Source organism: Mesorhizobium sp. W050 (assembly GCF_054719535.1).
On the sequence record NZ_JBTTIH010000001.1, the window covers coordinates 2,638,390 to 2,653,240 of the forward strand.

The following is a 14,851-nucleotide window of genomic DNA, read 5'->3' on the forward strand; positions in this document are numbered from 1 at the left end:
CGCACCCCCCTCTGTCCTGCCGGACATCTCCCCCTCAAGGGGGGAGATTGGATGTCGCCACGGCCTTCGCAAACTTCCAAAGTTGCAGGATGGACGGCAGCGCAGAAACTGCTGATCTCCCCCCTTGAGGGGGAGATGGCCGGCAGGCCGGAGGGGGGTGCCTTGGCATCATACCTCCAGTGACTGCCTCGCCTAAAGTCACCCTCCGCTCCGGCACCATCGACGACGTCGACACCATCCACGCCGCGCTGCTCAAGCTTGGCACCCAAATCGGCGCGCATCAGGAGATCACGTCCACCGCAGGCGATCTCCGCCGCTACGGCTTTGGCGACAAACCCGCCTTCTCCACCCTGATCGCCGAGATCGGCGGCGATTTTGCGGGGCTCTGCCTGCATTTCCCGATCTTCTCGACATGGATGGGGCGGCCCGGCGTCTATATCCAGGACCTCTATGTCGAGGACCGGTTTCGCGGCCGCAAGATCGGCGAAAGACTGCTGCGCCGGGTCGCGCGCGACTGCCGCCGGGATGGCGGCGCCTATCTCAGGCTGTCCGTCGACACCGACAATGACGGCGCCAAGGCTTTTTATGAGCGGCTGGGCATCGCCTGGTCGAGCTACGAGCAGACGCAGAAGATCGTCGGTGATGCCTTTTTCGCCTTTGCCGATGCAGCGCAGAATGGGGACGCGGAATGAAAGCCTTCTTTGCCGAGGAGCAGAAACGCCACGACCCGAAGGCCTTTCTGTCCAGCGGTGCGCCGCAGCCCAATCCCGAACAGCCGGAGCGGGTAGAGCGATTGTTAGCCGGCGCAAAATCCGCCGGATTGATGATCGAGCGGCCCAGGGAACATGGCCTAGGCCCGGTGGCGGCCGTGCATACGCCGGAGTATCTCGCCTTCCTCGAACACATTTTTGCGCGCTGGCAGCGCATCGAGGGCGCATCCGCGGAAGTCATGCCCAACATCCATCCACTGGCCCGCACAGGGTCCTATCCGGCCTCGGCGGTCGGCCAGGCCGGCTACCACATGGCCGACACCGCTTGCCCGATCTCCGCCGAAACCTGGCAAAGCGCGCTGTGGAGCGCCTGGAGTGCAGTCGAGGCAGCCGAAGCGGTGATATCGGGCGCGCCTGCCGCTTATGCGCTCTGCCGGCCGCCCGGCCACCACGCCTTTGCCGATGTCGCCGGTGGCTTCTGCTTCATCAACAATTCGGCGGTCGCAGCCCAGGTGTTGCGCAAGCAGGCGGCGCGGGTGGCGATCCTCGATGTCGACCTGCATCACGGCAACGGCACGCAAGGCATCTTTTATACGCGTTCCGACGTCCTGACGGTGTCGCTGCACGCCGATCCGGTGCGCTTCTATCCGTTCTTCTGGGGCCATGCCGATGAGCGCGGCGAAGGTCCGGGCCTCGGCTATAATTTCAACCTGCCATTGCCGCGCAAATCAGCCGACGCGGCGTTTCTGGAGGCCCTCGAAGTGGCGTTCCAGCGTATCCGCGCCTTTTCGCCGGACGCGCTGGTCGTGGCGCTCGGTCTCGATCCGTTCGAGGGCGATCCGTTCGGCGGGCTTTCGGTGACCACGCCCGGTTTCTCGCGGATCGGCGAGGCAATTGCCAAGCTCGGCCTGCCGACGGTTATCGTCCAGGAAGGCGGCTATCTCTGCGACGCGCTCGGCGACAATCTCACGGCGTTCCTCACCGGTTTCGGCGGCAAACAGCGATAGCTGACTAGCGCTGCTGCATCAGCATGGCGATCACCCGGTGCACGCTTTCCAACGTCTCGTCGATCTCTGCCGCCGTGTTGTAGTGCGCAATACCGATGCGCACGACGCCCTGCTCGGCCGGAATGCCGAGATGGTGGACGATCTCCCAGGCGTAGTTGTGACCCGACCATAGAAAAATGTTCTCGGCATTCATCTGCCGCACGATCGTCTCTGGCACGATGCCGTCGACGGTGAAGGACACGGTCGGCACGCGCTCAATGACACGCTTCTGATCGGTGATGCCGCGGATGGTCAGGCCCTCAATGGCGGACAGCCCATCGATCAGCCTCAGCGCCAGCGGGTTTTCGTAGGCGATCGACACTTCGTATGCCTTTGCGATCTTTTGCCTTCGCGAACCGCCCTCGCCGGCCGCAGCACCGAGTTCGGCGAAGTAATCGACCGCTGCGGTAAGCCCGGCCATCAGTTCGATCTGCGGCGTGCCGAGTTCGAAGCGCTCCGGCAGGCCATTGGAAGAGCAACGGCATTTGTAGGGTTGCAGCGCATCGATGATGTCGCGGCGTCCCCACAATATGCCCATATGCGGGCCGAAAAATTTGTAGGCCGAGCAGATCAGGAAGTCGCAGCCGAGATCCTGCACGTCGACCAGCCCGTGCGGCGCGAACTGGACGGCATCGACATAGACCAGCGCCCCGGCCTGTTTGGCAATTCGCGTCAGCGCCTTGACCCGGTTGATCGAGCCGGTGAGGTTCGAGGCATAGTTCAGCGCCACGAGCCGAGTCTTGTCGGTGAGCAGAGCGCTGAGCGCCGCCTCCTCGACCTGCCAGCTCTTTTCGTCGAAGGGCAGGAAGCGCACGACGAGGCCAAGATCTTCGGCCAGCTGCAGCCAGGGCGAGACGTTGCCCTCATGATCCATGCGGGTGACGATGATCTCGTCGCCCGGCTTGAAGCCGCGGCCGAGCGTGCGCGACATGTGATAGGTCAGCGTCGTCATGTTGGCGCCGATGATTATTTCTTCAGCGCTTGCCGCACCCAGGAAATCGGCCATCGCCGCATGGGCGTCGTCGAACACCTTTTGCGCGGCAAGCGTGGTTTCGAAATAGCCGCCGAGATTGGCGTTGGTGGTGAGGAGGCAGCGCGCCACCGCGTCGGCAACCGCTTGCGGCACCTGCGTGCCGGCCGGATTGTCGAGATAGATGCGCCGGCGGCCCTTGTCGGTCAGGTCCAGCGCCGGAAATTTTCCCCTGACGGTCTCGATCGGAAAATCCATGGCTGTCCCTTCCCCTTGTCTTTGCTCGGCAATTCCGGCCAAATGGTCTGCTTATGGGCACGGATTGCCGACGCGCTGGTGGATCGCATCCACGCCCTTCTGCATCTCGTCGGTCCAGGTCACGTCGGCTGACGACAGCGCCATCTCAAGCTGGGCAATCGTCGTCGCGCCGATGATGCTGGAAGTGACGAAAGGCCGGCTGGCGACATAGGCGTTGGCAAACAGCGCCGGTTCAAGGCCGAAGGAGCGCGCCAGTTTATTGTATGCGAGCTGCGCCTCCGCCGCATTTGGCGTCTCGTAGCGCTGGCCGCGGTTGAACAGCTGCGAGCGCGAACCCTGCGGCCGTGCGCCATGGTCGTATTTGCCGGTGAGATAGCCCTGCGCCAGCGGCGAATAGGCGAGAAAGCCGACATCCTCGCGTTCGCAGGCCTCGGCGAGGTTCACCTCGAACGTGCGGTTGACCAGATTGTAGGCGTTCTGCAGCGAAACGACGCGCGGGCCGACGCCCTTGTCGGCCTCGGCGATGAAGCGCATGACGCCCCAGGAGCTTTCGTTCGACAGGCCGAGATGGCGGATCTTTCCCGCCTTCACGAGTTCCTCGAAGACGGCGAGTGTCTCGGCGATCGGCGTCTCGCCGGCCGGCGCGCCAACGGCGTCGGCACGGCGCGGCACAGCACCCACGCGGGTCGGATTGGCGCCCCAGGGAATGTCACGTTCCGGCCAATGGATCTGATAGAGATCAAGATAGTCGGTGCCGAGCTTGGCCAGCGATTTGTCGATGGCGTCAAAGATGTCGGCGCGCACCAGCTTCGACGGACGGCCGCCGCGGAACCAGCTGTTGGCGGTGCGGCCGACCACTTTCGAGGCCAGGATGACCTTGTCGCGGTTGCCGTTGGCCTTCATCCAGCTGCCGATGAACTTCTCCGTCCGTCCTTGAGTCTCCTCTTTGGGCGGGATCGGGTAGAGCTCGGCGGTGTCGATGAAATTCACACCGCGCTCAAAGGCCAGATCCATCTGCGCATGGCCTTCGGCCTCGGTGTTCTGCTCGCCCCAGGTCATCGACCCCAGGCAGATCTGGGTAACAAGAAGATCGGTCCGACCGAGACGGCGTTTGTGCATGGGGTTTCTCCGCCGGGAGGTTTGCGCGGACAGCGCGGGAAGGAAGCCGCATGTATAGGGAAAGCGGCGCCGCTCTCCAACCCTCAGGGAACCCGACTTTTGCGTGAACCCTGGAAAAGTCAGCGCCGGACGCCGGCCAGCGCGCGCCGCTTGGCCTCATCGATCAGCATATTGGCCACCTGCATGCGGATCATGGCGCGCTGGCGCAGATGCGGCGCGACGCGGTCGGGGTGGTTGGCGAAGGCGAAGCTGCGGCGCATGCGGCCGAGATCGGCGTTCTTGACGGGATGATCGAGGCCGAGCTCGACGGCGATCGCGTCAGGGTCGATCGGCGGCAGCTTTTCCTCGGGCTTTGCCTCCTCGCCGGCCAGCGCCAGCTTGGCCTGGTCGAGAAGGGCTGCGAATTCGGCGGCAAGATCGGACCCCGCTTCGCGATACTCGGCCGTGAAGGTTTCGCCGGAGACCTTGATGCGGCCGGAATGAAGCTCGTCGGCCACGGAGAGATAGTCGAACGGGATCGACGGCCGCGCGCCTGTCTCCCCGCCAGCCTCGTCCTTGTCGGAGGCGACGAACAGATCGTCGAGCAAGGAAGCGAAATCCCGCTTGGCGCCGATGTCAGCCTCCCCCTCGTTTTGCGCATGCGAACAGAGCCGGTCGCACCATAGAACCGGCTCGTTAAAAATGAATGCCGATGATCTTAACCAGTTTAGGCGTTCGCCGGGCTTGCGCGACCGGTTGATGGTGCAGCTCAACAAAAAGCCGGACTGCATTTGCATGCAGTCCGGAAATTCGCCAGGAGTGGCGAGGAAAAGCCGGCCATGTGCCAGCGTCTATGCATACGGTGGGGATGCGCCACAAGTTTCAGCGCACGCGGCAATTGTGCCGAAAAAAATTCGCTTGGAATGGCTGCCATGCAAATGCTGCACTGCACAATCTTCACAATTTTCCTATACTCGGCGCCGTGGAGGATCAACAAGGGGCCGAATCATGGGGTTCTTCACTGAAATGTTTGCCCGTCCGCGTCCGCAGGAGCATCTGCGTTATCGTTCCGCACTGGCACTGCTGCATTCGATGAGCAATGCCGACCGCGCCGACATCGGCATCAAGCCGGCCGACTTCCCGCGCATAGCCCGCGAAATGTCACTGCGTTGAGTAAGCCTTGGCGCTGAACCAGCGTCATACGAAGTTTCCCGGTAGCGGCCGGGAAACCTCGCAACGCGCAATTCGTCAACGATTACCGAGATAGGCGCCCTTGGTCAGCGGCACGCCATTGTGGCGCAGGATGTCGTAGGCGGTGGTCACGTGGAAATAGAAGTTGGGCATGGCGACATGCAGCAGATACTGCATGCCGGGCATCGAGGCTTCGCGCTGGCCAAACTTCAGTTCGACCACCCTTTCATCCGAACCATCGAATTCGGCGGCCGAGAATGACGCCAGCAGATCGAGCGTCTTGGTCAGGCGCGCCTGAAGCTCGGCGAAGGTCGCTTCATTGTCTTCGTATTTCGGCACCTCGCGACGGGCCAGCCGTGATGGCGCGCCCTTGGCGTGGTCGGTGGCGACCTGCACCTGCCTGGCCAGCGCGTACATGTCGGGCGCCAACCTCGCGGTCAAAAACACCTGCGGGTCGATCTTGCGCTCGGTTGCATTCTGTTCGGCCGCCGACAGCACGCCGGACAGCGCCTTCAGCCTGGCCGAAAACACTGGCACCGAGGCTTCATACATCGATAGTGTCACGTTCAAATCTCCATTGCGGCTGAAGCGCCGACGGCGGGACGTAGCGCCTTCCTGGAGGATTTTTCAAGCGTCACCACGTCGCCGCAATCGATGTGATAGAATCCTGTCGTGGTGGAGATCCCCGATGAGACTTGTCTTTCTGGCAGCGACCGCTTTTTTCTCCCTTGCTGTATCCAGCCAAGCTTTGTTGGCCGATGATGACCCGGCGACCGATGACCAGGCACCTTATGTCGACGACAGGTCGGATGCCGCAGCCGTCATTCGCTCGCTCTACAGCGCCATCAACCGGCACGAATTCGCCCGCGCCTGGGCTTACTACGGCGATACCAAGCCGGCAAAGGATTTTGATACCTTCGTCAAGGGCTATGACGGCACCTACAAGGTCGACGTCGAAACCGGCGCCATTTCCGATGAAGGTGCGGCCGGCAGCATCTATTACAGCGTTCCTGTCGCCATCCGCGCCACCGACAAGGACGGCAATGAAGCGGTCTTCGCCGGCTGCTACACGCTGCGCCAGGTCAGCGCTCAGATCCAGGCCCCGCCGTTCCGACCGATCTTTATCGACAAGGGCGCGCTGAAGCCGTCCAAGGCCGATTTCGAGGAGGCGCTGCCGCCAAGCTGTGGTGACGGGCCGCCGCCGCCGAAGAAGGACACCGCACTCGAGCACGTGAAGAAACTGTTCGCCGCCGATTATGGCGATCAGTGTGACAAGCAGTTTCTCGGCGAGGAGCCGAACATCTTTTCGATCAAATACAAGGCAAAGGACGCGGCTGCCAGCGATCCCGACAAGGAAACGCGGCTTTTCGAGTTCTACTGCCAAGCGGCAGCCTATAACGCAAGTTCGGTCTACTACATGACCGACGAAGTATCGGGCGTGCGGCAGTTGCAGTTCACCGAGCCCGAAATGGATATCCGTTACGAGAACAATGACAGCGACGGCAAACTGCTGGGCATGGATATCATCGGCTTCCGCACATCCGGCTGGGCGGCCAATTCCGAATATGACGAAGACGCCAAGACGCTGACCACGTTCAACAAATGGCGCGGCATCGGCGACGCCTCGGACAAGGGGATATACCTGTTCCGTAACGGCGATTTTTCCCTCGTCCAATATGATGTGGACGCGTCTTACGATGGCGAGGAGAACCCGCAGACGGTGGTCGACTACAACACCGCGCCGTAGGGGTCTTAGCAGGAACCGCCGCGCTCAAGCAGTCCTTCACATTCGCCTTCTCGTTTCAGGCCGCGAACGCATCGGCCGGAAGAAGGCGCGAATGTCCTCGACCAGAAGACTCGGTTCCTCCAGCGCAGCGAAATGGCCGCCTCGCGGCATCGATGTCCATCGCTGAACGTCAAAGACCCGCGCCACCCAGGATCGAGGCGGCATCGGCAACTCGCGAGGGAAAAGCGCTACCCCAAATGGCGGCGAAACGCGTTCCAGCGTCTCGAACGCAAGAGGGAACAGTCGATTCTCCTTGTAGAGCCGCAAGGACGAGGTGAGCGCGTTGCTGAACCAATAGAGAGAAACATCCGCAAGGAGCGTGTCCATGCCGAAGGTGCGCTCCACGTCACCGTCGCAATCGCTCCAGCTATGGAACTTCTCGATCATCCAGGCTGCGAGACCGATCGGCGAGTCTGTCAGCGCATAAGCAAGCGTCTGAGGCTTCGTGCCCTGCAGATGGGCATAGGCGCCCTCCGTTGCCGTCCAGGCCGCGGCCTTGTCCAGAAAGGCCTGCTCCTCAACGGTGACTGGTGGCAGACCTGCACCCAAGGGTGGCCGATAGCTCCCGGGAATGTAATTGACGTGGACGCCAAGCACGCTTTCGGAATGGAGCCGTGCCATCCAGGCGGAAACGCCCGCGCCGATGTCGCCTCCTTGGGAAGCGAAGCGGTCGTAGCCGAGCCCGCGCATCAACTGTACCCATAATTCTGCGATGCGGCCGGAATGGAAGCCTGTTTCCGTCGGCGCCTGGGAAAAGCCGTATCCGGGCAAAGAGGGAACTACCACGTGGAAAGCGTCGGCCGGGTCACCACCATGGGCAGCTGGGTCTGCCAGCAATGGAATGACGTGTTCCATTTCGATGAACGAGCCGGGCCAGCCATGCGTTATGATCAGCGGCAGCGGCGCCGGTCCGTTGCCTGGCTGGTGGACAAAGTGGACATCTAGGTTGTTCAGCCTCGTCAGATATTGCGGCAGCCGGTTCAGCCGCGCCTCTTGCACTCTCCAGTCGAAGCGGTCTCGCCAGTAATCCGCAAGACGCTTGATGAACGGCAGGTCGGCCCCATCGCTCCAGCCCGCTTCGCTTAGCGGAATTGGCCATCGTGTTGCGCTAAGCCGGCGCTGGAGATCTTCAAGTTGTTCGTTCGGAATTTGGATCTTGAAGGGGTGAGCGTCCATCGCTGTGCTTCCGATCTGTTGGATCATATCAGCCTACACCAGTAAGGATATCGGCCGAACCATGATCGCCAAAACCAACGGGCACCTCTGGGCGATATGCCTCAGGGCGCTTTCGACAGCATCCAGTTCAGCGTTTGGCGCCAGTCGACCATGCGGATCGGCGTGCCATGGGTGCCGGTCTCGAACCGGACGAACCGGGTCGGATAGGCTTTCGAGTTCGCAATGATGGAGCGGAAGAAGGCTTCCTGCTTCTCCACGGGAAAGACCGGGTCCTTGCTGCCCTGGCCGAAGAACACCGGCACATGGCGCCTGTAGGCGGGGCTCGACAGGAAACTGTCATCCCATAGCGAGCCGAGCAGCAGCAGCCCGTTTATGCGCCGTCCCGTATCGTTGCGGCCGGCCAGCTTCCAGCACAGCATGCCGCCCATCGAGCCGCAGGCGACGAAGATTTTCGCGTCCGGCGAAGCCTCGGCATAGTGGCCGATCAGCGCCGCGACCTGGGCCGCGCCCTTGTCGCCGAAATCGGTGAAATCCGGTGAGAGGTAGAGGCCGCCATTGCCGGCCATCAGGTTCTTGATGCGGTTGAAATTGCCGCCGAAGGTGAAGTCATCGACGCCTTGCTTGCGGCTGCCGCCCTGCCCGTGCAGGTAAAGCACGATGATGCCCGCGCCCTCGGTCTTGCCGACAGCGACGTGCCTGACATCGCCGGCATCGGTTTTCAGCATCAAATCCCGCTGCACCTTGCGCACGCCGGTGTCGGTATACTTAGCCTGCACGCGCTTTTCCGGCACCTCGTCGCGGTCGTTGATGTCGCGCATCTCGCGATAGTCGATGACGGTGTAGGCGCCTTTGTCCGTGGACGAGAGCGTCGCCGGATAGGCGAAGAGGTCATCCTTGTAGGGTTTTAGTTCGAGCGCGTCGGCGTGGGCGGCGGAGAACAAGAAAAGAAGTGAAACCAGAAGGGTATGGAACGCGGCTACCCCCCTCTGGCCTGTCGGCCTGGCCGGCAGGCCAGAGGGGGGTAGAAGCGCTGAGGCAAGTAAAGAGAGAGCCATGCTAAAGGCATGCGTTTTTCGGCTTCGCTTTGTCAATCCTGCAGCACGCCGCCGGCGTCTTCCAGCGCCTCGCGGGTGTCGACATCGACCGACGCGCCGTCGCCGATCTCGACGTCGATGACATCCAGTCCCTCGGCCTCGACCAGATGGCGGGCGCCGGTGTCGCCCTCGAGGTGGGCGATGCCTCCAAACAGCGCGCGTGGCAACAGCACCGGATTGCCGCGGCGGCCGTCATGGGCGGCACGCACCACTGAGCGGCCGCCGTCCCTACGGAAGGCCTCGATCAGCCGGTCGAGATCGGTCGAGGAAATGCCCGGCATGTCGCCGAGGACGATCATGGCGCCGGCCGCCTCTGCTCCAACGCGGGCAATGCCGGCTTTTAGAGACGAGGACAGGCCGTCGGCAAAATCCGGGTTGTCGGCAAAGATCACGTCGAGGCCCGAGAGCGCGGCGTGCACCCGCTCGCGCTGATGGCCGGTGACGACAACGGTGGCAGAAGCCTTGGAATCGAGCGCCCGTTCAGCGGTGCGGCGCACCAGCGGCTTGCCGTCGAACAGCGCCAGAAGCTTGTTCGGCCCGCCCATGCGGCTGGAGCGACCGGCGGCCAGAAGCACGATCTCGACCTTCAGCCCGGCTCTCGCCGGCAGCGGCTCGCGCGGCTGCGGCCTGGTCGGGATTTCCATCAAGAGGCCGCCAACGCCCATGCCGGCAATGTCCTTGGCTGTGACGTCGAGGCCGGCGATCAGCCTGTCGAGCACCCAATCGAAACCGTTCTCCTTGGGGCTGCGGGCGCAACCGGGCGCGCCGATGACGCGCTTGCCGTCGAGCGTGCCCAGCACCAGCAGATTGCCGGGATCGACGGGCATGCCCGCGCGGATCACCGTGCCACCTGCTGCCTCGATCGCCGCCGGAACGACATCGTTGAAATCGCTCATCGCCGAGGCGCCGAAGATCACCACCATGTCGTTGTCGCGCGCCAGCGCGGCCGCTGCCTCGGCTACAGGCGCGATCTCGTGCGGCGTGCGGCGCTCCGTCGTCAGCCGGCCGCCGGAGCGTGCCAGCCGGGCCTCGGTGACGCGCAACGTTTTGTCAAGCACGCTGGCCTTGATGCCGGGCAGAACCGTCTGGATGACGCCGATGCGCACCGGCCGGTAAGCGTTGACGGCGAAGATCTCGCCGCCGGCGCAGATCTTCGTCACCTTGTCGACCAGAGCCGTGGCAACAGCGAACGGGATGATCTTGACCGTCGCCACCATTTGCCCCGTCTCGACAGGTGCGTGCTGCGCCAGCGTGGCGATGGTGATGGTCGGGTCGACGGCATTGATGGCGTCGATCATCGTGGCATCGACGGTGAAGACGCCGGCGGCCTTGGCGTGAAGGTTGACCCGGCCGGTCGCGGCAGGTTTTGCCTCGATGTTGCGGTGGGCCATGCTGGCAGCAATCTTTTCGGCCGCCGCATCCTCGCTGAGGTCATCGGCGGCAAGCACCGCCACGACGATCTCGGTAATGCCGGCCGCCTTCAGCACGGCCACGTCCTGCGTGCTTAGCCTGTGCGCCTTGCGGAAACGCCGCTCGCCCGCCGTCGTGGCATGCGCCAGCACCGCGCCTTGCGCCTGGTCGATTGGAACCGGACCGAATCTCACGCCGCAGCGCCTTTCGATTCCAGCCCGCGCGAGCGAAAGGCGTGGATCGTCTGCGCCAGGATGGCGACGGCGATCTCGGCCGGGCTCGCCGCGCCAATGTCGATACCGATCGGTGCGTGGATGCGGGCGATCTGGTCGGCGCTGGCGCCGAGCGCCAGCAGGCGCTCGACGCGCCTGGCGTGTGTTTTGCGGCTGCCGAGTGCGCCGACATAGAAACAGTTGGCGTCGAGCGCGGCCTTCAGTGCGAAATCGTCGATCTTCGGATCATGGGTGACGGCGGCGAGCGCCGTATAGCTGTCGAGCGGCTGGCGTTTCAGCACATCCTCCGGCCATTCGGCATGGAGTGCTACATCGGGAAAACGGTCCGGGGTGGCGAAGGCGGTGCGCGGATCGACGATCTCCAGGGGATAGCCGGCGATCCTGGCCATCGGCGCCAGCGCCTGACTGATATGGACGGCGCCGACTACCACCAGGCGCGGCTGCGGCAAATGCGCGTTGAGGAAGAAGGTGCGCCCTTCAGCCTCGACCGAACCCGAATTGCCGGTGCGGAAAGCCTTGGCGATCGCTTGCCCGAGATCGCCGGCAACCTGGTCGCCTTCTCGCACGATGCGGTCGCGGCCGTCGCCGAGATCGGTCACCAGGATCGCCGCACGGCGGGCACGGCGTTCGGCATTGAGGGCTTTGAGAGCGTAGGGATCCATGCCTAACCGAGCCGCTCCACATAGACTTTGATGCGGCCGCCGCAGGACAGGCCGACCTGCCAGGCGGTTTCGTCGGCAACGCCGAACTCCAGCATCTTCGCTTTCCCCGAGTCGATGACGTCCATCGCCTCGCTCACCACGGTACCCTCAACGCAGCCGCCCGAGACCGAGCCGTGGAAATTGCCTTCGGCGTCGATGACCAAGTGGCTGCCGACCGGCCTCGGCGCCGAACCCCAGGTCTCGACCACCGTGGCGATGGCAACATCCTTGCCGTCCTTCATCCAGCCTTCCGCGATGATCAAGGGGTCGCGGGCCTCATCGAGATAGATGCTGTTGTCCATGATCGCTTGCCTCAAAGTCTTTTTTCTCTGGGAGCCTGTTTTCGGAATCCAATATGGCTATGCGGCGCGCCTGACACCAGCGTCCAGCCAGCGACGCGGATCGACCGAAGCGGCGGATTTCTTGTCCAGCGAGGCGCAGAGGTCAGCCAGCGCATCGAGATTGTGTACCGAGCGGAACTCGTCGACATGAGGCAGCATCGCTCTGACGCCGCGGGCGCGGGCCTCGAAACCGTCGAAGCGCAATAGGGGATTCAGCCAGATCAGCCGCCGGCAGGTTTTGTGCAGGCGATCCATCTCCTCCGACAGGCCGGCGACATCGTCGCGCTCCAGCCCGTCGGTGATCAGCAGCACCACCGCGCCCTGCCCGAGCACGCGGCGTGACCAGTGCTTGTTGAACTCCGCCAGCGTATCGCCGATGCGGGTGCCGCCCGACCAGTCCTTCACCGCCGCCGAGCAGTCGGCAAGGGCGGCATCGGGGTCGCGATGGCGCATCTGCCGCGTGAGATTGGTCAGTCGCGTGCCGAAGACGAAGGTGTGCACGCGCCGCCGTTTTTCGGTCAGCGCATGCAGAAAGTGCAGGAAGATGCGCGTGTACTGGCTCATCGAGCCGGAGATGTCGGCAAGCACGACCAGCGGCGGATGGATCTCGCGGGCGGAACGGAATTTCGGCAGGATCAGTTCGCCGCCGGTTCGGGCGGCCGACCGCATCATGGCGCGTGGATCGATACGGCGGCCATGCAGGTCTGCCTTGAAGCGTCGGGTACGGACCATGTCGAACAGCAGCCGCAGCCGGGCAATCGCCTTCTTGGCGTCTGCCATCTCGCCGGCATTCATCTGGGCAAAGTCCTTGCCGCGCAGCACTTCATTCCCAGAGAAGGTTAGCCGGGCGTCGACTTCGATCTCCGGGATTTCCCTGACCGGCCGATTCTTCTCGTGGCCTTCGAACATGGCCTGGCTGACGCGGTTTTCTGCCGCGCGCGGCTTTTGCTTCTCCCTGGTGTCGGGCGCCACCGGCGAGAACATCGCCAGAAGTTTCTCGATCAGCTCGCGCGATTTCCAGAACAGCCGGAAGGCTTCGTCGAAAACAGGGTGATCCTCGTGCCGCGACACCAGCACGGCATGCAGCGTCCAGTAGAAATCGTCGCGCGAACCGATGCCGGCTGCCAGCACCGCCTCGATCCCATCCTTGACCGAAGCCGGCCCGACCCGCATGCCGGATTTGCGCAAGGTGCGGGCGAAATAGACAATGTTGTCGGCGATGCGCCCGTCTTCCGTCGCCTCTCTGGGGTCGGTCTCTTTGGGGTAAGCACCCGGCGCCTTCACTGCCCTACTCCGCCGCCGCCAGTTCGGCCTTGACCTCATCGAGGATGCGCCGGCCCTCGCCCGCGCCGATGCGGGCAATGTCGTCCTGGTATTTCAACAAAACGCCGATCGTGTCGGAGACGGTTTCGGGATCAAGCGCCACCTTGTCGAGTTCGGTCAGCGCGCCGGCCCAGTCGATGGTTTCGGCGACACCCGGCGCCTTGAACAGCTCGACCCGGCGCAGCTTCTGGATGAACGACACCACTTCGGCCGAAAGCCGGCTGTTGGCCTGCGGCACCTTGCGCCGCACGATCTCCAGCTCGCGCTCGGCATTGGGATAATCGACCCAGTGATAGAGGCAGCGCCGCTTCAGCGCGTCGTGGATTTCGCGGGTGCGGTTGGTGGTGATGATGACGATCGGCGGCTCCTCCGCCTTGATGGTGCCAAGCTCGGGGACCGTCACCTGGAAGTCGGACAGGATTTCGAGCAGGAACGCCTCGAAGGCTTCGTCGGTGCGATCGAGCTCGTCGATCAGGAACACCGGGGCAGCACCCGCCTTGCCGGTCAGCGCATCGAGCACCGGGCGGCGGATCAGGTATTTTTCGGAAAAGACATTGCTCTCCATGGCGGAGCGGTCGACCGAGCCTGCCGCCTCCTCCATGCGGATTTCGATCATCTGCGCAGCGTAGTTCCACTCGTAGACGGCGGAGGAGACGTCGAGCCCTTCATAGCATTGCAGGCGGATCAGCCGGCGGCCGAGCGCCTGCGCCAGCACCTTGGCGATCTCGGTCTTACCGACGCCGGCCTCGCCTTCTAGGAAGAGCGGCCGCTGCATGCGCAGCGACAGGAACAGCACCGTTGCCAGCGAGCGGTCCGCGACGTAGTCCGCGCCGGTCAGGAGATCGAGCGTTTCGTCGATCGTCCGCGGCGCGGGGCGCGGTTTCAGCTCGGTCATTCTTTCTCCGTTGCCGCCTCTGCTCCGCTCTGCAGCACGTGGTAGTCGCGGGCGTGGTAGATCAGCGGCCGCAAATTATCGCCCATGCGCAGGCCTGTCACCTTGCCAAAAAGCACACGATGGGTGGCGAGATCCTTGGTGTCGATCAATTCGCAGTCGAAAACCGCAAGAGCGCCCTTCAGGGTAGGCGCGCCCGTCGATATGACATCCCACTCGCCCAGCCCGAAACGCTCATCGGCCGACAGCCCGGTCAGGCCTGAAAACGCCACCGATAGGGGCTGCTGGTGCGAAGCCAGCGTGTTCAGCGCAAACCGGCCGTTTTGCATGAACAGCTCGTTCTTGGCATTCTCGCGGTTGAGACAGACGAGAACCGTCGGCGGCGTGTCCGACACCGAACAGGCGGCAATCACCGTCGTGCCGCGTTTGCCGGCGGGCCCGTCGGTGGTCACCACATGGACGTGGCCGGCAAAATGCGCCATCGCGTCGCGATAGGCCTGAGGCCCTATGTCGTTCAACTTCAACACCGATGATTTTCCATAAGCGGGAACCCAAGCGTTATATATGGCGGCACACAATAGGCCACAAGCGAAGTGGTTGACGCCAATCCGCAAATTCCCGT

General features: G+C 63.3%; 16 protein-coding genes. 4 read left to right on the forward strand and 12 right to left on the reverse strand.

Annotation, left to right across the window (positions count from 1 at the left end):
• Nucleotides 1-179 precede the first annotated feature (179 nt).
• A complete protein-coding gene (locus tag ACYG9Y_RS12800) occupies nt 180-692 on the forward strand; it encodes a GNAT family N-acetyltransferase (RefSeq protein ID WP_023739368.1) in 513 nt (170 codons plus the stop codon).
• Nucleotides 689-1,717, forward strand: coding sequence for a histone deacetylase family protein (locus ACYG9Y_RS12805; RefSeq protein WP_023739369.1), 1,029 nt, complete (start codon nt 689-691; stop codon nt 1,715-1,717). Before ACYG9Y_RS12800 ends, ACYG9Y_RS12805 begins: the two co-directional genes overlap by 4 nt.
• A gap of 4 nt (nt 1,718-1,721) precedes the next feature.
• Here ACYG9Y_RS12805 and ACYG9Y_RS12810 read toward each other — a convergent pair whose 3' ends face one another.
• The 3 genes from ACYG9Y_RS12810 to ACYG9Y_RS12820 form a co-directional block, all read right to left on the reverse strand.
• The gene (locus tag ACYG9Y_RS12810; protein WP_023739370.1) at nt 1,722-2,984 is read right to left on the reverse strand and encodes a cysteine desulfurase-like protein; all 1,263 of its coding nucleotides are present in this window, start codon (nt 2,982-2,984) and stop codon (nt 1,722-1,724) included.
• Nucleotides 2,985-3,035: 51 nt separating this feature from the next.
• Nucleotides 3,036-4,103: an aldo/keto reductase gene (locus tag ACYG9Y_RS12815; protein WP_023739371.1), complete on the reverse strand. Its 1,068-nt coding sequence runs from the start codon at nt 4,101-4,103 to the stop codon at nt 3,036-3,038.
• Between the two features lie 119 nt (nt 4,104-4,222).
• Nucleotides 4,223-4,690 (reverse strand): hypothetical protein, encoded by a 468-nt coding sequence (locus ACYG9Y_RS12820; RefSeq protein WP_023684909.1) that lies wholly within the window; start codon nt 4,688-4,690, stop codon nt 4,223-4,225.
• Nucleotides 4,691-4,784: 94 nt separating this feature from the next.
• On the opposite strand from ACYG9Y_RS12820, the gene ACYG9Y_RS12825 reads away from it, so the two are divergent.
• Complete coding sequence (locus ACYG9Y_RS12825) at nt 4,785-5,255, forward strand: hypothetical protein (protein ID WP_198018655.1); 471 nt, start codon at nt 4,785-4,787, stop codon at nt 5,253-5,255.
• Nucleotides 5,256-5,330: 75 nt separating this feature from the next.
• Here the strand turns inward: ACYG9Y_RS12825 and ACYG9Y_RS12830 are convergent, their stop codons facing one another.
• Nucleotides 5,331-5,837 carry a DUF1993 domain-containing protein gene (locus tag ACYG9Y_RS12830; protein ID WP_023739373.1) on the reverse strand — a complete coding sequence of 169 codons (507 nt, stop codon included), beginning with the start codon at nt 5,835-5,837 and terminating at the stop codon, nt 5,331-5,333.
• A 124-nt stretch (nt 5,838-5,961) separates the two neighbouring features.
• Here ACYG9Y_RS12830 and ACYG9Y_RS12835 point away from each other — a divergent pair, with 124 nt between their 5' ends.
• Nucleotides 5,962-7,020 carry a DUF1176 domain-containing protein gene (locus ACYG9Y_RS12835; protein ID WP_023739374.1) on the forward strand — a complete coding sequence of 353 codons (1,059 nt, stop codon included), beginning with the start codon at nt 5,962-5,964 and terminating at the stop codon, nt 7,018-7,020.
• A gap of 36 nt (nt 7,021-7,056) precedes the next feature.
• On the opposite strand, the gene ACYG9Y_RS12840 is transcribed toward ACYG9Y_RS12835, so the two are convergent.
• The 8 genes from ACYG9Y_RS12840 to ACYG9Y_RS12875 all read right to left on the reverse strand — a co-directional run bounded on the left by ACYG9Y_RS12840 (nt 7,057) and on the right by ACYG9Y_RS12875 (nt 14,756).
• A complete protein-coding gene (locus ACYG9Y_RS12840; protein WP_245260454.1) occupies nt 7,057-8,262 on the reverse strand; it encodes an epoxide hydrolase family protein in 1,206 nt (401 codons plus the stop codon).
• A 74-nt stretch (nt 8,263-8,336) separates the two neighbouring features.
• On the reverse strand, nt 8,337-9,176 hold the full coding sequence (locus ACYG9Y_RS12845) for an alpha/beta hydrolase (RefSeq protein ID WP_023711475.1): 840 nt from the start codon (nt 9,174-9,176) through the stop codon (nt 8,337-8,339).
• Nucleotides 9,177-9,322: 146 nt separating this feature from the next.
• Entirely contained in the window at nt 9,323-10,933 is a 1,611-nt protein-coding gene (locus ACYG9Y_RS12850; RefSeq protein WP_023739376.1) for an NTP transferase domain-containing protein, read from the reverse strand.
• Nucleotides 10,930-11,634 (reverse strand): XdhC family protein, encoded by a 705-nt coding sequence (locus ACYG9Y_RS12855; RefSeq protein ID WP_023734543.1) that lies wholly within the window; start codon nt 11,632-11,634, stop codon nt 10,930-10,932. Before ACYG9Y_RS12855 ends, ACYG9Y_RS12850 begins: the two co-directional genes overlap by 4 nt.
• Nucleotides 11,635-11,636: 2 nt before the next feature.
• A complete protein-coding gene (locus ACYG9Y_RS12860; protein ID WP_023739377.1) occupies nt 11,637-11,975 on the reverse strand; it encodes an XdhC family protein in 339 nt (112 codons plus the stop codon).
• Nucleotides 11,976-12,032: 57 nt separating this feature from the next.
• On the reverse strand, nt 12,033-13,298 hold the full coding sequence (locus ACYG9Y_RS12865; protein ID WP_023739378.1) for a vWA domain-containing protein: 1,266 nt from the start codon (nt 13,296-13,298) through the stop codon (nt 12,033-12,035).
• 4 nt (nt 13,299-13,302) lie between these two features.
• The gene (locus ACYG9Y_RS12870) at nt 13,303-14,232 is read right to left on the reverse strand and encodes an AAA family ATPase (RefSeq protein WP_023739379.1); all 930 of its coding nucleotides are present in this window, start codon (nt 14,230-14,232) and stop codon (nt 13,303-13,305) included.
• Nucleotides 14,229-14,756 (reverse strand): flavin reductase, encoded by a 528-nt coding sequence (locus ACYG9Y_RS12875; RefSeq protein ID WP_023739380.1) that lies wholly within the window; start codon nt 14,754-14,756, stop codon nt 14,229-14,231. Before ACYG9Y_RS12875 ends, ACYG9Y_RS12870 begins: the two co-directional genes overlap by 4 nt.
• Between the last annotated feature and the right edge of the window lie 95 nt (nt 14,757-14,851).

What these genes read in the sequence shown, in the direction of transcription:
- ACYG9Y_RS12805 (WP_023739369.1), top strand. Translation starts at nt 689, where the DNA reads ATGAAAGCCTTCTTTGCCGAGGAGCAGAAACGCCACGACCCGAAGGCC.
- ACYG9Y_RS12810 (WP_023739370.1), bottom strand. Translation starts at nt 2,984, where the DNA reads ATGGATTTTCCGATCGAGACCGTCAGGGGAAAATTTCCGGCGCTGGAC.
- ACYG9Y_RS12815 (WP_023739371.1), bottom strand. Translation starts at nt 4,103, where the DNA reads ATGCACAAACGCCGTCTCGGTCGGACCGATCTTCTTGTTACCCAGATC.
- ACYG9Y_RS12825 (WP_198018655.1), top strand. Translation starts at nt 4,785, where the DNA reads ATGAATGCCGATGATCTTAACCAGTTTAGGCGTTCGCCGGGCTTGCGC.
- ACYG9Y_RS12835 (WP_023739374.1), top strand. Translation starts at nt 5,962, where the DNA reads ATGAGACTTGTCTTTCTGGCAGCGACCGCTTTTTTCTCCCTTGCTGTA.
- ACYG9Y_RS12840 (WP_245260454.1), bottom strand. Translation starts at nt 8,262, where the DNA reads ATGATCCAACAGATCGGAAGCACAGCGATGGACGCTCACCCCTTCAAG.
- ACYG9Y_RS12855 (WP_023734543.1), bottom strand. Translation starts at nt 11,634, where the DNA reads ATGGATCCCTACGCTCTCAAAGCCCTCAATGCCGAACGCCGTGCCCGC.
- ACYG9Y_RS12860 (WP_023739377.1), bottom strand. Translation starts at nt 11,975, where the DNA reads ATGGACAACAGCATCTATCTCGATGAGGCCCGCGACCCCTTGATCATC.
- ACYG9Y_RS12870 (WP_023739379.1), bottom strand. Translation starts at nt 14,232, where the DNA reads ATGACCGAGCTGAAACCGCGCCCCGCGCCGCGGACGATCGACGAAACG.